General features: G+C 60.1%; 12 protein-coding genes. 5 read left to right on the top strand and 7 right to left on the bottom strand.

Annotated elements, in window-relative coordinates; translation table 11 throughout:
- Window positions 1-116: 116 nt before the first annotated feature.
- Window positions 117-2,444, top strand: coding sequence for a glycine--tRNA ligase subunit beta (gene glyS, locus C5L12_RS17330; RefSeq protein ID WP_105373300.1), 2,328 nt, complete (start codon window positions 117-119; stop codon window positions 2,442-2,444).
- Window positions 2,445-2,501: 57 nt separating this feature from the next.
- Here the strand turns inward: glyS and C5L12_RS17325 are convergent, their stop codons facing one another.
- The 4 genes from C5L12_RS17325 to C5L12_RS17310 all read right to left on the bottom strand — a co-directional run bounded on the left by C5L12_RS17325 (window position 2,502) and on the right by C5L12_RS17310 (window position 6,752).
- A complete protein-coding gene (locus C5L12_RS17325) occupies window positions 2,502-4,337 on the bottom strand; it encodes a methyl-accepting chemotaxis protein (protein WP_105373299.1) in 1,836 nt (611 codons plus the stop codon).
- Window positions 4,338-4,550: 213 nt separating this feature from the next.
- Complete coding sequence (locus C5L12_RS29080; protein ID WP_105373298.1) at window positions 4,551-5,054, bottom strand: plant virulence effector HPE1-like domain-containing protein; 504 nt, start codon at window positions 5,052-5,054, stop codon at window positions 4,551-4,553.
- A gap of 102 nt (window positions 5,055-5,156) precedes the next feature.
- Window positions 5,157-6,428 (bottom strand): phosphoribosylamine--glycine ligase, encoded by a 1,272-nt coding sequence (purD, locus tag C5L12_RS17315; RefSeq protein ID WP_105373297.1) that lies wholly within the window; start codon window positions 6,426-6,428, stop codon window positions 5,157-5,159.
- Window positions 6,429-6,542: 114 nt separating this feature from the next.
- Window positions 6,543-6,752: a hypothetical protein gene (locus C5L12_RS17310; RefSeq protein WP_105373296.1), complete on the bottom strand. Its 210-nt coding sequence runs from the start codon at window positions 6,750-6,752 to the stop codon at window positions 6,543-6,545.
- 224 nt (window positions 6,753-6,976) lie between these two features.
- Here C5L12_RS17310 and C5L12_RS17305 point away from each other — a divergent pair, with 224 nt between their 5' ends.
- The 3 genes from C5L12_RS17305 (at window position 6,977) to ubiA (ending at window position 11,707) form a co-directional block, all read left to right on the top strand.
- The gene (locus tag C5L12_RS17305; RefSeq protein WP_105373295.1) at window positions 6,977-9,274 is read left to right on the top strand and encodes a Tex family protein; all 2,298 of its coding nucleotides are present in this window, start codon (window positions 6,977-6,979) and stop codon (window positions 9,272-9,274) included.
- Between the two features lie 160 nt (window positions 9,275-9,434).
- A complete protein-coding gene (locus C5L12_RS17300; RefSeq protein WP_105373294.1) occupies window positions 9,435-10,688 on the top strand; it encodes a cyclopropane fatty acid synthase in 1,254 nt (417 codons plus the stop codon).
- A 68-nt stretch (window positions 10,689-10,756) separates the two neighbouring features.
- The gene (gene ubiA / locus C5L12_RS17295) at window positions 10,757-11,707 is read left to right on the top strand and encodes a 4-hydroxybenzoate octaprenyltransferase (protein WP_105373293.1); all 951 of its coding nucleotides are present in this window, start codon (window positions 10,757-10,759) and stop codon (window positions 11,705-11,707) included.
- A gap of 84 nt (window positions 11,708-11,791) precedes the next feature.
- Here the strand turns inward: ubiA and C5L12_RS17290 are convergent, their stop codons facing one another.
- On the bottom strand, window positions 11,792-12,358 hold the full coding sequence (locus C5L12_RS17290; RefSeq protein WP_105373292.1) for a DUF6101 family protein: 567 nt from the start codon (window positions 12,356-12,358) through the stop codon (window positions 11,792-11,794).
- Between the two features lie 292 nt (window positions 12,359-12,650).
- On the opposite strand from C5L12_RS17290, the gene C5L12_RS17285 reads away from it, so the two are divergent.
- A complete protein-coding gene (locus C5L12_RS17285) occupies window positions 12,651-15,239 on the top strand; it encodes a DUF1217 domain-containing protein (RefSeq protein ID WP_157949073.1) in 2,589 nt (862 codons plus the stop codon).
- Here the strand turns inward: C5L12_RS17285 and C5L12_RS17280 are convergent.
- The gene (locus C5L12_RS17280) at window positions 15,236-15,640 is read right to left on the bottom strand and encodes a winged helix-turn-helix domain-containing protein (protein WP_105373290.1); all 405 of its coding nucleotides are present in this window, start codon (window positions 15,638-15,640) and stop codon (window positions 15,236-15,238) included. The two genes, C5L12_RS17285 and C5L12_RS17280, sit on opposite strands and share 4 nt — an antisense overlap.
- On the bottom strand, window positions 15,637-17,082 hold the full coding sequence (locus tag C5L12_RS17275) for an FAD-binding oxidoreductase (protein ID WP_105373289.1): 1,446 nt from the start codon (window positions 17,080-17,082) through the stop codon (window positions 15,637-15,639). Before C5L12_RS17275 ends, C5L12_RS17280 begins: the two co-directional genes overlap by 4 nt.
- Between the last annotated feature and the right edge of the window lie 12 nt (window positions 17,083-17,094).

The following is a 17,094-nucleotide window of genomic DNA, read 5'->3' as shown; positions in this document are numbered from 1 at the left end:
CAGTTGTGTATAAGAGACGGGTGGTAGGCCACTTTCCCCAATACCCCTGATGACTTTTTGCGGTGGGCTTGCTAAGGCCACACCCTGTTGAACAATCATCAAAAAGTTGATTATCGATGCCCGATCTGCTTCTCGAACTCCGCTCGGAGGAAATCCCGGCCCGCATGCAGCGCAAGGCGGCGGGGGATCTCAAAAAGCTCGTCACCGACGCGCTGGTGGAAGCGGGGCTGACCTATGAAGGTGCACGCGAATACTGGACACCGCGTCGGCTCACCCTCGATATCCGGGGCCTGACGGCGCGTTCCGCCGATCAGCGCGAGGAGATCAAAGGACCGTCGACCAAGGCGCCGGAGCAGGCCGTTCAGGGCTTCCTGCGCAAGGCGGGTCTTTCTGCCGTTTCCGAGGCGCAAGTCATCAACGATCCGAAGAAGGGTGATTTCTACGTCGCGGTCGTCTCCAAGCCGGGCCGTCCGGCGGAACAGATCATCGCCGAGGTGATGCCCGGCATCATCCGCAATTTCCCCTGGCCGAAATCCATGCGCTGGGGCGCGGCTTCCATGCCGAAAGGCGCGCGGTTCTCCGGCGTCGAGGGCAAGGGGTCGGAAAGCCTGCGCTGGGTGCGCCCGCTGCAGTCGATCGTCTGCATGTTCGGCCCGGAACACGAAGAGACGCAGGTCATTCCCTTCGAGATCGATGGATTGGTCGCCGGCAATATCACCTACGGCCACCGTTTCCATGCGCCCGAGCCGATCATGGTGCGCCGCTTCGAGGACTATGTGGCGAGCCTCGAAAAAGCGAAGGTCATGCTGGATGCCGATCGCCGGAAGGATGTGATCCTTCATGATGCGCGCGACCTCGCCTTCGCCAACGGCCTCGATCTGGTCGAGGACGAGGGTCTGCTGGAAGAGGTCTCCGGCCTTGTCGAGTGGCCGCATGTGCTGATGGGTGAGTTCGAGCAGGATTACCTCGAAATCCCCGCCGAAATCATCCGCCTCACCATCAAGACGAACCAGAAATGTTTCGTCACGCGGCCGCAAGGCGGGGAGGGGCTGTCGAACCGCTTCATCCTCGTCTCGAATATCGAGGCGAAGGACGGCGGCAAGGAGATCATCCACGGCAACGGCAAGGTGGTGCGCGCGCGTCTGTCGGACGCCAAGCATTTCTGGACCCGAGACCAGGGCGACCTGCCGGACCTCGAGACGCTGAAGGACTCGGCCGAGAAGTTTGGCCTCAAGCTCGACAAGCCGCTGGACCAGCGCATGGCGAAGCTCGACGCGCTGAACGTTACGTTCCATGCCAAGCTCGGCACCCAGGGTGAGCGCGTGGCCCGCATCCGGGCGCTGGCTAAGGAATTGGCTAGGGTCACGGGCGCCGATCCGGCATTGGTGGATCGCGCCGCTGTACTCGCAAAAGCTGATCTTCGCACCGAAGCGGTCGGCGAGTTCCCCGAACTGCAGGGCCTGATGGGCCGCCGTTATGCGCTGCTCCAAGGCGAAAACGCGTCCGTCGCGGCTGCGATCGAGGATCACTACAAGCCGCAGGGCCCGTCCGACCGCGTGCCGGACGACAAGGTGGCAATCACCGTGGCGCTCGCCGACAAGCTCGACACGCTCGTCGGCTTCTGGGCGATCGACGAAAAGCCGACGGGTTCGAAAGACCCGTTTGCTCTACGGCGTGCGGCGTTGGGCGTGGTGCGCATTCTGTTGGAGCGGAAGGTGAGGCTCGCTCTCCTTGAGCCATGCCAATTTGTAAAGCAGCAGTTCTTTTACGCCAAAATCGTGGATGAATCGAAAAAGCAACAAGAACTCACGAAGGAATTGGTTCAACTTGGTGTTCAGGGAGCAGAAGACATAGGGAGCGCGCCAGCCAGAGGCGAGTATGGCCAAGTTTTAGATGTTAAAGGCCAGTGGATTTATCGAGATGTACTCGACCTCCTCTCCTTCTTCCACGACCGCCTCAAAGTCTACCTCCGCGACCAGGGTGCCCGGCACGACATCATAGATGCGGTGCTGACGCCTGACGCTGACGATCTCCTGATGGTCGCGCGCCGCGCCGAGGCGTTGACGGCCTTCATCACCTCGGAAGACGGCAAGAATCTGCTGGCCGGCACCAAGCGCTCCGTGCAGCTGCTCGCCGCCGAGGAGAAGAAGGGCACTGTGGTTGCCGATGGCGTGGCAGACGAACTGCTGCGGCTCGATGCGGAAAAGGCGCTTTGGTCGGCGATCCAGTCGGCATCGCGGGGAGCGTCGGAAGCTATTGCCCAGGAAGATTTCCGCTCGGCCATGGAGGCGCTCTCGAAGCTCCGTGCGCCAGTCGACCGGTTCTTCGAAGAGGTGCTGGTCAACGACGAAGATGCGGCGATCCGCGCCAACCGCCTGGCGCTTCTGAAGGCCATCCGCGAAGCAACGGCGACGGTCGCCGACTTCTCCAAGATCGTCTCGTAACAAAAAGGCCGCCAGGCTTTCGCCCGCCGGCCTGCGGCCCCCAGTCCTGAGGGTCCGTTAGCTTGCCTTGCGCATCTTCTGCGCAGTGTGACGAAGCGCGCTTGTGCCGCCGTCATGCCCGACGCGGAAGCTGCGGATCAGGCTGAGCAGCTCGTCCGTATCGGTTGCCAGCGCCTCGGCGGAAGCGGTTGTCTCTTCCGCCATTGCCGCATTGTGCTGGGTCGCCGCGTCGAGCTGGTTCAGCGAGGATGAAATCGACCGGAGCGTCGTATCCTGTTCGGATGCCGAATGGGCGATCTTGCCGACGATTTCGCTCGCGTCCTTGACCTGACTGGAGATGCGTTTCAGTGCCTCGCCGGCTTCGCCCACGAGCCGGACGCCGTTCTGCACCTGACCGGAAGAGCGGGAGATCTGGTCCTTGATCTCCTTCGCGGCCGCTGCGGAGCGCTGTGCAAGCTCGCGCACTTCCTGGGCGACAACGGCAAAGCCCTTGCCGGATTCACCTGCACGGGCGGCTTCGACGCCGGCGTTGAGCGCCAGGAGGTTGGTCTGGAAGGCAATCTCGTCGATCACGCCGATGATCTTTGAAATCTCGCCCGACGAATGCTCGATGCCGCCCATGGCTTCGATCGCCTGGGCAACGATCTGGTCGGAGCGGGTGGCCTCCGTGCTGACCGAGCCGACACGCTGCGCCGCTTCATGGGCACCTTCCGCCGTATGACGCACGGCAACCGTCAGTTCGTCGAGGGCTGCGGAGGTCTCTTCAAGGTTTGCCGCCTGGCGCTCGGTACGCTGCGAGAGCTCGTTTGAGGCGCGGCGGATCTCTTCCTTCGAGCCGCTGATGTCGATGCCCTTCGCATTGACTTTCGCCATCGCGGCTTCGAGCTGCCCGAGGGCTTCGTTGAAGTTGTGGCGCAGCGCTTCGTAACGCGGCCCGAGATCGCCGCAGCGGATGGTCAGATCGCCGGTGGCGAGAGCTTCCAGCGCCTGACCGATCGTAGATACGACCTGAGCCTGAGCCGCCGCGTCCTGCTGCTGCATGTCGATGTTCTGCTGGCGCTCGCGGTCCAGGGCCAGCTTTTGCGTCTGTTCCCGCTCCGCCATGGCGTGGCGCTCGCGGATTTTCTCCTGCAGCGCCTGTGTGGCACGCGCCATCAACCCGACTTCGTTGGCCATTTCCGTGTGCGGAATGGTGATGCTGACATTCTCGTCGGCAACGGCTTCCAGCGCGGAATGCACCGCCGCCAGAGGCTTGGTGATATTGCGGATGACGAGGACTGCGACCCCGAGCGCCGCGAGGAATGCAACGAGACCGAAAGAGACGACCTCCATGATCGTCTGCTGGATCTTGGCTTCGAGATCGTCCACGTAGACGCCAGTAGCGACCACCACGTCCCAAGGCTGGAACATGTTGGAGTAGACGGCCTTCTTGTAGACCTGATCGCTCGACAGGCCCGGCTTTTCCCAGTGATATTCCGTGATGCCGCCGCCTGCCTGTGCATTCGCGACGATTTCCTCCCGGAAGAGCTTGCCCATCTTGTCGGGTTGACCCTTTTGGGCGGTGCCGACGTTCTTGGAATTGAAGTGGAAGGTCATGACGATGTCTTTCGTCATGCCGAAAATATAACCTGCCGGCTCGAACTTGATGGCGGCGACAGTGGCGTAAGCCTGGGTCTGTGCCTGTTCGCGGGTCAGCTTGCCCGCCTTTTCCAGTTCGTAGTAGCTCTGAAGAATGGAGATCGCCGATTCCACCTGCGTGCGCAGCATGTCGTAGCGCTCGGCGTAGATCGAGGCGATCGAGGTGCGGATCTGGTAATAGGTCACAGTGGCGAAGGCCACCATAAGGACCGCCACGACGGTCAATAACTGATGAGAAATTTTTAGGTTCTTCATGTTCGCGCGCTTTCACCCGGCCGGATCTCCTGACGGAGCCGGGGCGGAGTAGATGGTCGGAGGGGAATTGCGCTTCCTGCGCTGGTCGCGTGCTCGCATTGCACGAAGCGACCATGCGTCTAAATGATTGAATAAATTTTAATTATCAGGCCAGGATATGGCACTGGTAGATGGCCGCTGCATTCGACTCGCGGAAGGCGGTCTTGCCTGCAATCAGCGAAGCCGAAGTTCAAACCCATCAAAAGATAGGGGAACGGAAGCCATGGCTGCCTGATCGACTTTCTGTTGATCTGGACCGATAACCGCCCCGGTTGTCGCCTCGCTATCGATGCCATCCTTGGAAGCTTCGATCGTGGCGAGCTGGGTTTCCGTCGAAACCTGGGATGTGGTCTGGAGCGTGGCGACGGCCCTATCTTCGGTCATCCATTCTGGAAGTTTGCTGACATGGATGACCGGCGAGCCGCCCAACCAGGCTTCGGTGCGAACGAGCTTCTTCTCGCCGTTGATATCGACGATTTCCATCTTTTGGGTCCCCTGCGCGAGCTCAGGCACCTTGTAGGTGGGCTCTTTCGCTTTCCGCGTAACGTCCGGGCAGTCGGCACAGCGTTTCTGGATAATGCTGGGGCTGGATGGATGCACACCGCCGACGGGCGTAATAGAAGATGCAAAAGTTGCACTGCTTGCAAACACGAGAGCCGTAGTCAGAACGAAACGCATAACCGGAATCCTTCCCTGATCGGCGGGAGGGTAGCGCGGTTTCCTTTCGATCCCGTCAGGACAATCGGTAAATTTTGACTGAATCCCGGGGAGGGGGCGGGCTTAACTCTCTTCGCGCGCCACCGCCTGCCAGCCGATATCGCGACGGCAGAAGCCGTTTTGCCATTCAGTTCGGTCGACCAGCGCATAGGCTCGCGCCTTGGCTTCGGCGACTGTTTTGCCCATGGCCGTCACATTGAGAACCCGTCCGCCGGTCGCAACCAGCGCGCCGTCCTTCAGAGCCGTGCCCGCATGGAAGACTTTTTCACCGGTAGATGTCTGCGGCAGCCGGCTGATCGGTGTGTTTTTTTCGTAGGCTCCGGGATAGCCCTTCGACGCCATGACCACAGTCAGAGCGACGTCATCGCTCCACTCGGCGGAGACCTGATCGAGCGTTCCGGTGGCAGCGGCATAAAGGAGCTCAAGCAGGTCGCTTTTCAGCCGCATCATCAGCACCTGGCATTCCGGGTCTCCGAACCGCACGTTGTATTCGATCAGTTCCGGACCCTTTGCCGTAATCATCAGTCCGGCGAAAAAGACGCCCGCGAACGGGTAGCCGCTTTCCGCCATGCCGCGGATGGTCGGCTCGATGATCTCCTTCATCGTGCGGGACACCATCTCAGGCGTCATCACCGGCGCCGGCGAATAGGCGCCCATGCCGCCGGTATTCGGCCCCGTATCGCCGTCGCCAACGCGCTTGTGATCCTGCGCGGTTGCAAGCGCCAACGCCGTCCTGCCGTCGGAGAGGCAGAAGAAGCTTGCCTCTTCGCCATCGAGAAAGGCTTCGACCACGACTTCCGCGCCGGCTGCGCCGAACGCGCCATCGAAACAGTCGTCGATTGCGGCAAGTGCTTCATCGACCGTCATGGCAACGGTGACACCTTTGCCCGCCGCAAGGCCGTCCGCCTTGACCACGATCGGCGCGCCTTGCTGCTGCACGTAGGCCTTGGCCTCGGCGGCATGTGAAAAGCGGCGATAGGCGCCTGTAGGAATGTCGTAGCGCGCGCAAAGATCCTTGGTGAAGCCTTTCGAGCCTTCCAACTGGGCGGCAGCAGCCGATGGACCGAAAACCATGATGTTCTCGGCGCGGAGGGCATCGGCAAGGCCGGCGACGAGCGGTGCCTCAGGACCGACCACGACAAGATCTATCTTCTTTTCGTGACAGAAGGCTGTCACGGCTTGGTGATCGTCGATATCGACCGCCACGATGGTAGCATGTTCCGCAATGCCGGGATTGCCGGGAGCGGCATAAAGTTGGGTAAGTTTCGAGGATTGGGCAAGCTTCCAGGCCAGCGCGTGCTCGCGTCCACCGGAACCGATCAAGAGAACCTTCATGTCTCGCCCTCGTTTTCTAACCTGACCGGCGGTTAAGGGGCGGGACGGCAAAGGTCAAGTGCCGGGCCACGAGATGCTCTATCATCTCGTGGCCCGGCCGCTGCGATCAAGCCTCTAACGGCGCGACGGTGTCGAGGCCTTGCCTCGCCGAATGTTCAACGTCGTCTGGAAGATCATTCGGTTTCGGTACGCAAGGAAGGGTACCGGCTCGTCTCTTGAGGACGCATTGGCGAGTTTTTCGTCCAAATAGGAAATGGCGGCCTCGAGCTCTTCATCCGCAACCGCCGTGTCGAACGCCAGCACTCTGGCAGCTTTCTTGGGCATTCATACCTCCATTCCTGGCCGCATCATGCGGCGGCTGGAATTTAGGTGCTGATTGCGGCGGGTGAGAGAGTCCCCGTTCTTTTCCACAGGTCCATGGTTAGCGGTCTTCCAACGCCCGTCCCGCTTTGGCACATCCTCGGCAACTTGTGGACCTGTCGCGGCCCACGTTGCCTTGCCACAAACTTTCACTATGGTCACGCCTCCAGTTTTCAAAGAGGACGTTCATGGCCGCCGATATCCGATTCCTTGCCGCCGCGATCGCTGCGGAGATAAACGCCCGCCCCGAGCAGGCCGCCGCCGCAATCGGGTTGATTGACGATGGCGCAACCGTGCCCTTCATCGCGCGGTACCGCAAGGAAGTGACCGGGGGGCTCGATGATTCGCAGCTGCGGACGCTCTCCGAGCGTCTGGTCTACCTGCGTGAGCTGGAAGCGCGCCGATCATCGATCGTCGAATCGATCACGTCGCAGGGCAAGATGACGGAAGAGCTTGGCGCGAAGATTGCGAAAGCCGCGACCAAGGCCGAGCTCGAAGACCTCTATCTTCCCTACAAGCCGAAGCGCCGCACCCGCGCCGAAATCGCCCGTGAGCGTGGTCTGGGGCCGCTCGCCGATGCGATATGGGCCGATCGGACCGCCGATCCCGCAAAACTGGCGGAAGCCTACATAAAGGGTGAGGTGCCGGATCTCAAGACGGCGCTCGACGGTGCGCGCGACATCGTTGCCGAAACGATTTCCGAAAATGCGGACCTGCTCGGAAAGCTGCGGCAGCATATGCGCAATGGCGCGACGTTGAAGGCCAAGGTGGTCGACGGCAAGCAGGAGGCCGGCGCCAAGTTTTCCGATTATTTCGATCATTCCGAACGCTGGGCAACGGTTCCCAGCCATCGCGCGCTTGCCATGTTGCGCGGCTGGAACGAGGAGGTTCTGACGCTTTCGATCGAAGTGGATCAGGACGATCCGTCGCCGGTGAAACCTGCCCAGCGCATCATTGCCCTGGCTTTCGATATCCGCGACCGGGGTGCTGCGGACCGTTGGCTGATGGAAGCCGCCGGCTGGACGTGGCGCGTCAAACTCTCCGTATCGCTGTCGCTGGACCTGATGCGGGAATTGCGCGAGCGTTCCGAGGAGGACGCAATCCATGTCTTCGCCCGCAACCTAAAGGATCTGCTGCTGGCGGCTCCCGCCGGTTCACGTGCAACGATGGGGCTTGATCCCGGCATCCGCACCGGCGTCAAGGTTGCCGTGGTCGATGGCACGGGCAAGCTGCTCGAAACGACGACGGTCTATCCTTTCCCGCCGAAGAACGACATCCGTGGCACTCAGGCCGAGCTTGCTTCCCTTGTCCGCAAGCACAAGGTGGAATTGATCGCCATCGGCAACGGCACCGGCAGCCGCGAAACGGAGAAACTGGTGGCGGATATGCTCGCCAGCCTGCCGGCGCCAAAGCCGACAAAGGTGATCGTCTCGGAAGCGGGCGCATCGGTCTATTCCGCCTCGGAAACCGCCTCGGCCGAATTTCCGAACCTCGACGTGTCGTTGCGCGGCGCAGTTTCGATTGCCCGCCGCCTGCAGGATCCGCTTGCCGAACTCGTCAAGATCGAGCCGAAATCCATCGGTGTTGGCCAATATCAGCACGATGTCGACCAGACGAAGCTATCGCGCTCCCTGGACGCAGTTGTCGAAGACGCGGTGAATGCGGTCGGCGTCGACCTCAATACGGCCTCGGCCCCGCTGCTTTCACGTGTTGCCGGCCTCAGCCGGTCGATTGCCGAGGCGATCGTCCTGCATCGGGATCAGAACGGCGCGTTCGAGAGCCGCAAGGAGCTCCTCAAGGTCGCCCGGCTCGGCAACCGCACATTTGAGCAGGCCGCAGGTTTCCTGCGCATTCCGAACGGCAAGGAGCCGCTGGACGCCTCTGCCGTCCATCCAGAAGCCTATGGCGTCGCCAAGAAGATCGTCGCCGCATGCGGTCGCGATCTGCGGACCTTGATGGGTGACAGCGCGACGCTGAAAGGTCTCGACCCACGCAAATTCATCGACGAGCAGTTCGGCCTTCCAACGGTCAAGGACATCATTGCCGAACTTGAGAAGCCGGGCCGCGACCCGCGTCCAGGCTTCAAGACGGCGACTTTTGCGGAAGGAATCGATGAGATTGGCGATTTGAAACCCGGCATGTTGCTGGAAGGCACGGTTACCAATGTCGCCGCCTTCGGCGCCTTCGTCGATATCGGCGTGCATCAGGATGGGCTCGTGCATGTCTCGCAGCTCGCAGATCGTTTCGTCAAGGATCCGCATGAGGTGGTCAAGGCCGGCGATGTCGTGAAGGTTCGCGTGGTCGAGGTCGACGTGAAGCGCAAGCGCATTGGGCTGACCATGCGGAAGGACGGCGGCGAGGCGCCCCCCGTTTCCGGTAGCGGCGCTCGCGACAAGCCGGTTAATTCCAAGTACGCGAAGACTGAAAAACCGGCCTCTCAAGGTGCATTCGGGGCGGCTCTCGCGGAAGCGTTGAAACGCAAATAGAAATCGCCAGATGCCTGCAGCCAGATTCAGGCCGTCAAACAAGATTTGACGGCCTGTCTTTTTGTGGCATTTTTGAGGTTCCAATGTGCTTGCATGTTGCGAGGAAAGTACTATTTTTCAAAAATCATAAGGCAGCCTTAGTATCTTTGGAGGTGAGTCTATGGCCTCGTCCCTTCACAATCTCTTCAGCAAGATCATCAGGATAGGAACGCTTGTCGTCAGAGGCTCAGGCGGTGAGCAGCGTTATGGCGGAGGAGGGGGGCGGTCCGTCACCATCCGGTTTACAGACGAGGCAGCCGAGCGGGAGCTTGTCGCCGACCCGCAGCTGAAGCTCGGAGAGCTCTATATGGATGGTCGGCTTCTTATCGAAGAAGGCGACATCTACGAGTTCCTGGCGCTCGTCAAGGACAACACCCTGAAGGAAGGGCTGACCTTCGGCATCCTGTTGCGCTCTTTGGCGCGGATCGCAATAACGCAGTTTCGCAATCGCGTGCCGATCAACCATAACCGGCGCAACGTCGCCCACCACTACGATCTCAACGCCAAGCTCTTTTCCATGTTCCTCGATGAGGACTGGCAGTATTCCTGCGCCTATTTCAACCCGCCTGGAATTTCTCTTGACGAGGCACAGGTCGCCAAGAAGCGCCACATCGTGGCGAAACTGCGGGCCGAGCCTGGCCAGCGGGCTCTGGAAATCGGCTCCGGCTGGGGCGGCATGGCGATGTATCTGTCCGAGTTCTGCGGGGTCGACGTCACTGGCATCACGCTGAGTGAAGAGCAGCTCAAGGTATCGCGCGAACGGGCGGCCAAGCGTGGCCTCGCCGGCAGCGTCCGGTTCGAGCTGCAGGACTATTATTACCTGCCGCCGCGCAAATATGACCGTATCGTCTCCGTCGGCATGTTTGAGCATGTCGGGCGGCAGAACTACCGCAAGTTCTTCAACAAGGTGAATGACGTGCTGGCCGATGACGGCGTCATGGTGCTGCATTCGATCGGCCAGCCCTATCCGGCGCTGATCAACAACCCGTGGATCGAGAAGTACATTTTCCCGGGCGGCTACATTCCCTCCATCGCCGAAGTCATGCCGGCGGTCGAAAAGGCGGGCCTGCTCGTCTCCGACATCGAAATCCTGCCGATGCATTATGCCTACACGCTCCGCCATTGGCGCGAGCGCTTCATGGCTCACAAGGCGGAAGCTGCTGCCCTTTATGACGAGCGCTTCGTTCGGATGTGGGAATTCTACCTCGCAGGCTCGGAAATGGCCTTTACCCACGAAAACTTCTTCATCTTCCAGATGCAGATCGTCAAAAAGCGGACGGCGGTCCCGGACAACCGTAACTATATCCAGGAACGGGAGGCCGAGTTGAAGGCTTTCGAAGCGAGCCGCATGCCGCTGGACCAGATCGCGGGTTAGGGAAACAAGGAGCCGGCCGGGGTTGTCCTGCTTGACCGCCGGCTTGGTCGAGAGCTAGAACCTCGGCCATGACGAACGCCGACAATTTCAGCGGCCGCGTGGCCGATGCTCCTTCGGACAATTGGGTCTACCGCGTGTTGCCGCGGTCGGCCTGGCCATATGCGCAGCTCGCTCGCTGGGATCGCCCGATCGGCTGGCAACTCCTGATGTGGCCCTGTTTCTGGTCTGCAGCGCTTGCCGCCAATGCCGCGCATGACGAGGGCGTGTTTTCGGCCTCGCTTTTCCTGTTCCACCTGATCGTGTTTTTCATCGGTGCGGTTGCGATGCGTGGAGCCGGCTGCACATATAATGACCTCGTCGACCACGACATCGATATGGAAGTGGCGCGCACCCGTTCGCGACCTTTGCCGTCCGGCCGCGTGTCCCGCTTCGAAGCGAAGACATTTCTGGCCGTGCAGGCCCTGGTGGGTCTTCTTGTCCTGATTCAGTTCAACACCTTCACGATCGTGCTCGGTATCCTGTCTCTGGCAGTCGTTGCGGTTTACCCGTTTGCCAAGCGCTTTACGGATTGGCCGCAGTTTTTCCTTGGCCTCGCCTTCTCATGGGGGGCTTTGATGGGATGGGCCGCGGTATTCGGCAGCCTTTCGGCGGCGTCGATCTGGCTCTATCTCGCCGCGATCGCCTGGACGATCGGTTACGATACGATCTATGCCCATCAGGACAAGGAGGACGATGAGCTGATCGGAGTACGGTCCACGGCCCGCCTCTTTGCCGAGAACACCAGGGCCTGGCTCGTCGGCCTTTATGGCTTCACTCTCGTCTTCCTGTTGTTTGCTTTCGCCGCCGCAGGCGTCGGATTTTTCGCTTATGCCGGCCTTCTGGCGGCGGCCGTGATGTTCGCCTGGCAGGTGGTAATCCTCGATATCGACAATGCCGACCAGTGCCTGAGGCTTTTCAAGTTCAACACCCGCATCGGCGCCATCCTGTTCCTTGGGCTCACCCTCTCGATAGTCCTATAGCTCAAAAAGCAAGAAGCCCGATCGGCTGACGATCGGGCTTCTTCGTTATCGCGAGAAGCGGTGGACAAAGGGACAAACAAAGCCCTAGCGGCGCGCGATAATTTCCTTGCCTTCGATCTTCATCGAGATGCCCAGGCTGCCGGTCGTCCTGCGAACCAGGAAGCGCGGCCGGCGGGCTGCGAAATAGGAGTGGCGGCGGCGCGGCTTGGCTCCTTCGGAGCGAATGTCGCCAAGGTGGGTTTCCAGCGGTCGGGCGACGCCGTCGGCCTCCACCATCAGCATGGGTATGCGGAAGGCATTCGCCCAGCTGCGCCAGTCTGCGGCGATGTCGCAGAGGTCGTGGGCGACCAGAAGCGGGATGCAAAGATCAGGGTCTTCATGATGCAATTCCAGCGTAACGGTCACTTCTCCATCTCCGTGATCGATGGCTCTTGCGGCGACGCCTTTGAAAGCCCGAGCGGGAAGTGCGACGGACAGCGGCAGGCCGCTGGCCGGAAGTATTTTGCGGAGAACGGCACCGCGCTTGTCGATGGTAATGGTGACATCTCCTGATGCCTCGCGCAGCGCATAGGTAACCTGCTGCGGGAAACGAGACGGATCGAGCCTCAGTGTCGACCCTGCCCATACGGGCTTCAGAACTGTATTGTTCATCGATATGCTACCCTTGTTTTACCTGAGAGCCGTTGCCGGTTTCTCCACGGGACTTTTGTCCTCTGATAGCCAAAGCATAGGGCGGGCCTGTTCGAGACTGCTTAAAAATTGCGGTTAAAGAAGGTTTGCCTGACCTGATGGTTAGCGAAAACGAACCGCTTTGGGTTTCCGGAATGTGAATCGGCAAAACTGTGCGGAGGCGGGACAAGAAACGGGGGGCGAAGGAAAAGCCCCGTGCAAGGCAAGTCGGGGATGATTGCACGAGCATCATTCCGACTTGCGGGGCCAGCCCATGGTATCGACCTATCTCACCTTCGATCTCGTCAATCGCGATATCCTGAAGAGCCTGAAGCAGATCTCCGGGCAGACGACGGTCGCAAACGATACCAAGTATTACCAGGACAATATCGGCAAGGTGAAAACCGTCGACGAGTTCCTGGACAACTACCGGCTCTATTCCTATGCGATGACGGCCCACGGGCTTGACGAGATGATCTATGCCAAGGCTTTCATGAAGCAGGTGCTGGAAAGCGATCTCGGCGACGAAAACAGCTTCGCAAACCGCCTGACCGATGACCGCTATAAGAATTTCGCGGCATCCTTCAATTTCGCTTCGTCCGCGTCGGATACCGCCGTTGCCCAGTCGGGCGGCCAGATGGACGAGCTTTTCGAAACCTACGATCAGACGATCGCGGCTCAGGAAGAGCAGATCGAGGACGACACCCGCTACTTTAAGGTCATGCTGAGCGAGACGGGCAACATCAAGAACGTCGACGAATTTCTCCGCAACGAACGCCTGCGCAATTATCTCTTCACCGCCTATGGCATAGACGGAAGATACTACAACTACACAGCTATTCGAGGAGTTCTCGTCAGCGATCCGAACGATCCCGCGAGCTACTACAACACCGCCTATGGCGGTAATCTTGATCAATACAATGCGGCCAAGACGGAAGACACCGAGCTGACGGAACGGCTAAGCCTGAACGGGACGGTTCCCCAGCTGCAAAACTCCATAACGCTCGGTCAGGAAAAAAAGGCCGATCTGGAAAGTCAGATAGCGGCCAAGCAGGCGGAGCTCGATAATGGCGGCGACGCCGCGGTACTACAGCCCCAGATAAATGACCTGCAGACGCAACTGACTGCCACCAACAACCTTCTGCAGGAGGATCAGAACAAGCTCACGACGCAGCAGACACGGCTCGATGAACTGAATGCGAGGCTCGTCCCTGTCGATCAGACGGCCCAGCGTCGTGCAGAGCTTGCTGAAATCATCAATGGTACCAAGGCCGACGCAGCCTATCTCGGTGTCATGAAGGCGTTGGCGGAAGATTTCAACTTCAATGCCGACGGCACGGTGCCGGTCGGGGGCGCCGTCACGGAGGACAAGCTTGAAGCGATCATAGCGGGTTTCTTCAACAAACAGACGCGGGTGACTCATGCCGAAGCCATGTTCAATCAGCAACTGTTCGAAGAGAAAATCGCGACCGCAACGAATGTCACCGACATCACCAGCGATCCGCGTCTTCTGAAATATATCAAAGTCGCATTCAACCTCGACAAGGCGACGGTCGTCAAATCCACGATCGAGCAGATCCTCACGAGCGATCTGGATGATCCGAACAGCTACGCGAACAAGTTCGGAGCAAATAACCCGCAATATCTGGAGCTCGCCAAGGCCTTCAACTTCAATACCGACGGCACGGTCGCAGCTGGAGATGCGCAGACGACGCTGCAGAGCAGCCGCACGCGCGACTACTACATGAGCCGTTGGGACGACAAGCAGGAAAGCGACTACGAGAAGGCGGTCAGGTTCTACAAACTGGATCTGGCGGCCGTCAAATCCCTCAATGACTTCCTGAGCAGCGATGCCCAGACGAGCTATGAATTCGCACTGACCGCAGTCGGCATAGACCCGTCGTCGGTCTCCAAGCTGACTGTGAAGAACGCGCTGAAGAGCGACCTGTCCGATCCCAACAGCTATATTTACAAGTTGAAGGACGAACGGTTCCTGACGCTGGCAAGACTGTTCAACTTCAGCAAGGACGGCGAGGTCACGGCACCTGTTCTGGCCCAATCGAATTCGGCAATCACCAATGTGGCCAAGGATTACATCCTTCGCCAGACCCGCTTCCTGGAAGGCGATGAGCTGGAGGCCAAGAAGAAGAAGGCCCAGGAGGAAGCCAAGTACTACACCGACACGATACAGCGCATCGACAGCCGCGATGAGCTGCTTGCCGACCGCAAGCTTCTCGATATCCTCCTCATCTCCAAGGGCATCGATCCTGCCACGATCACCAACGATGTCCTCAATAAGGCCTTCAATTCCGACCTCAGCGATCCGAACAGCTTCGTCAACAGCCAGCCGGACAAACGGTTGGCCCAGATCGTCGGCACCTTTAATTTCGACGCGAAGGGCGATGTCGATCGCAGCACGGCCGGACGGGCTCAGAACGGCGGCGAGGTCGCGGCAACCCAAAGCCTCTATGTGCGACAGCTCCTGGAGACCCAGCAGGGCGAGGAAAATGCCGGCGTCCGCCTGGCGCTCTATTTCCAGCGCATGGCCGACACCATCACCGACCCCTACGTGATCCTCGGCGACGAGGCGCTGATGGAGTTCTTCCGCATCACCTTCAGTCTTCCTTCGGAGATAGGCAACATGGAGGTCGATCAGCAGGCAAAGCTGATCGAAAAGAAGCTCGACCTGAAAGATCTGGCGGATCCAGAAAAGCTGGAGAAGTTGGTCAAGCGCTTCACAATCATGTACGACATAGAGAACGATACATCGGCAACAGCATCGGCGGCGAGTATTCTCGGCGGCGGCTCAGGTGGAATCAGCGCAGACACGCTTTGGGCGCTATCCCAGATCAGGATGGGTTAATCCGAGTTCTCAGCGACGCTTTGCGCATCCACGTTTGTTCCCAGGGCTTCGAAATCCGGATCGGTATTGGCGGCCAACCAGTCGAGGTCCTTCTGGATGCTGTTCCGGCTTTCCTCTTCCATCCGTCGGTAGCGTGAAAGCAGTTCCTGTCCGAAGTCCGTAAGGCCGGCGCCGCCGCCGCTCTTGCCGCCGTGGCGGGTGAAGATCGAAGGCTCGCGAAACATTCGGTTGATCTCATCGCCAAGCAGCCAGGCGCGTCTGTAGGACATGCCGATCGCGGCTCCGGCGGCGCGGATCGATCCATGCGCGGCAATGAGCTCGAGTAGCTGCGCCTTGCCTGGCCCCAGCCGCACGCCGTTGTCGAGATCGATGCGGATCGTGATTTTCGGTTTCGGGCTCAAGGGATTGCAACCACCTTGTCGGGGTTCATGATGCCGGCCGGATCGAAAGCCTTCTTGATCCGCCGCATCAGATCGAGTTCGATCGGGGAACGGACGTGAGCGAGCTCGTCCCTCTTCAACTGGCCGATACCGTGTTCGGCCGAAATCGATCCGCCCGCTGCCAGTACAATGCCGTGGACGATCTCGTTGATCTCGCGCCAGCGGCCGATGAAGGCAGCCTTGTCGGCGCCCATGTTGGCACTGATCGGCTGCGAGATGTTGTAGTGGATATTGCCGTCGCCCAGATGGCCGAAGGCGCAGATGCGTGCGCCCGGAATAGCTGCCAGTACAGCCTTGCCCGCTTCTTCCATGAAGGCCGGAATTCTGGAAACGGGTACGGAAACGTCATGTTTGATCGAGCCGCCCTCCGGCTTCTGTGCATCCGAGAGGCTTTCGCGCATATGCCAGAGCGCCTTCTGCTGGGCGACGGACGAGGCGATGACCGCATCACGGATGAGACCTGCCTCAAAACCCTGTTCCAGCAGCGATTGCACCATCGACTGCGCGGTTTCTGCCGAATCTGAGGTGGAGATGTCGATCAGCGCATACCACGGATGCGGTGCGGAGAGCGGGTCGCGAACGCCTTCGATATGGCGGGTGGCGAACTCGACGCCGATGCGGGGCATCAGCTCGAAACCGGTCAATGCCGTGCCGCAGAGGTTGGAGGCCCGTTCGAAGAGCTTCAGCGCATCCTGCGGCGAATTGATGCCTGCAAGCGCGACCTGATGCCCGACCGGCTGAGGGAAAAGCTTCAACACGGCCCCGGTGATGATGCCGAGCGTGCCTTCAGCGCCGATGAAGAGATCGCGCAGGTCATAGCCGGTATTGTCTTTCTTGAGACGCCTGAGGCCGTCCCATATTTCGCCGGTCGGCAGCACGACTTCGAGGCCGAGGCAGAGCTGGCGCATATTGCCATAGGCAAGCACCGCGGTGCCGCCGGCATTGGTGGAGAGATTGCCGCCGATGCGGCAGGATCCTTCCGAACCGAGAGACAGCGGGAACAAGCGGCCCACGGCTTCGGCGGCCCTTTGAACGTCGGCGAGGATCGCACCGCCATCCGCGACGAGGACGTTGGCAACCGGATCGACGTCCCGGATGCGGTTCATGCGCTCCAGCGAGACGATCAGATCGCTGCCGCCGCTGCGCGGCGTCTGGCCGCCGACAAGCCCTGTATTGCCGGTCTGCGGCACGACCGGCGTGCCCGTCTCGCTCGCAAGCTTGAGGATTGCCGAAACCTCCTGCGTCGTTCCCGGCTTCAACAGCATCGGCGACGAACCGACATAGAGCCCCCGGCCTTCGACGAGGTGCGGAGCGAGGTCCTTCTGGTCCCGCAGGACGTGGTTATCGCCGACGATGGCCGCGAACCGGTCGAGAAGCTCTGGCTTTGGCCCGGAAATATCCATCGGCGTCTCCTC

Origin of the sequence: Neorhizobium huautlense, assembly GCF_002968575.1 — a bacterium.
Lineage (GTDB): Bacteria > Pseudomonadota > Alphaproteobacteria > Rhizobiales > Rhizobiaceae > Neorhizobium > Neorhizobium huautlense.
The sequence above is the reverse complement of the archived record's forward strand: the minus strand, read 5'-3'. Positions and strand labels throughout refer to the sequence as shown.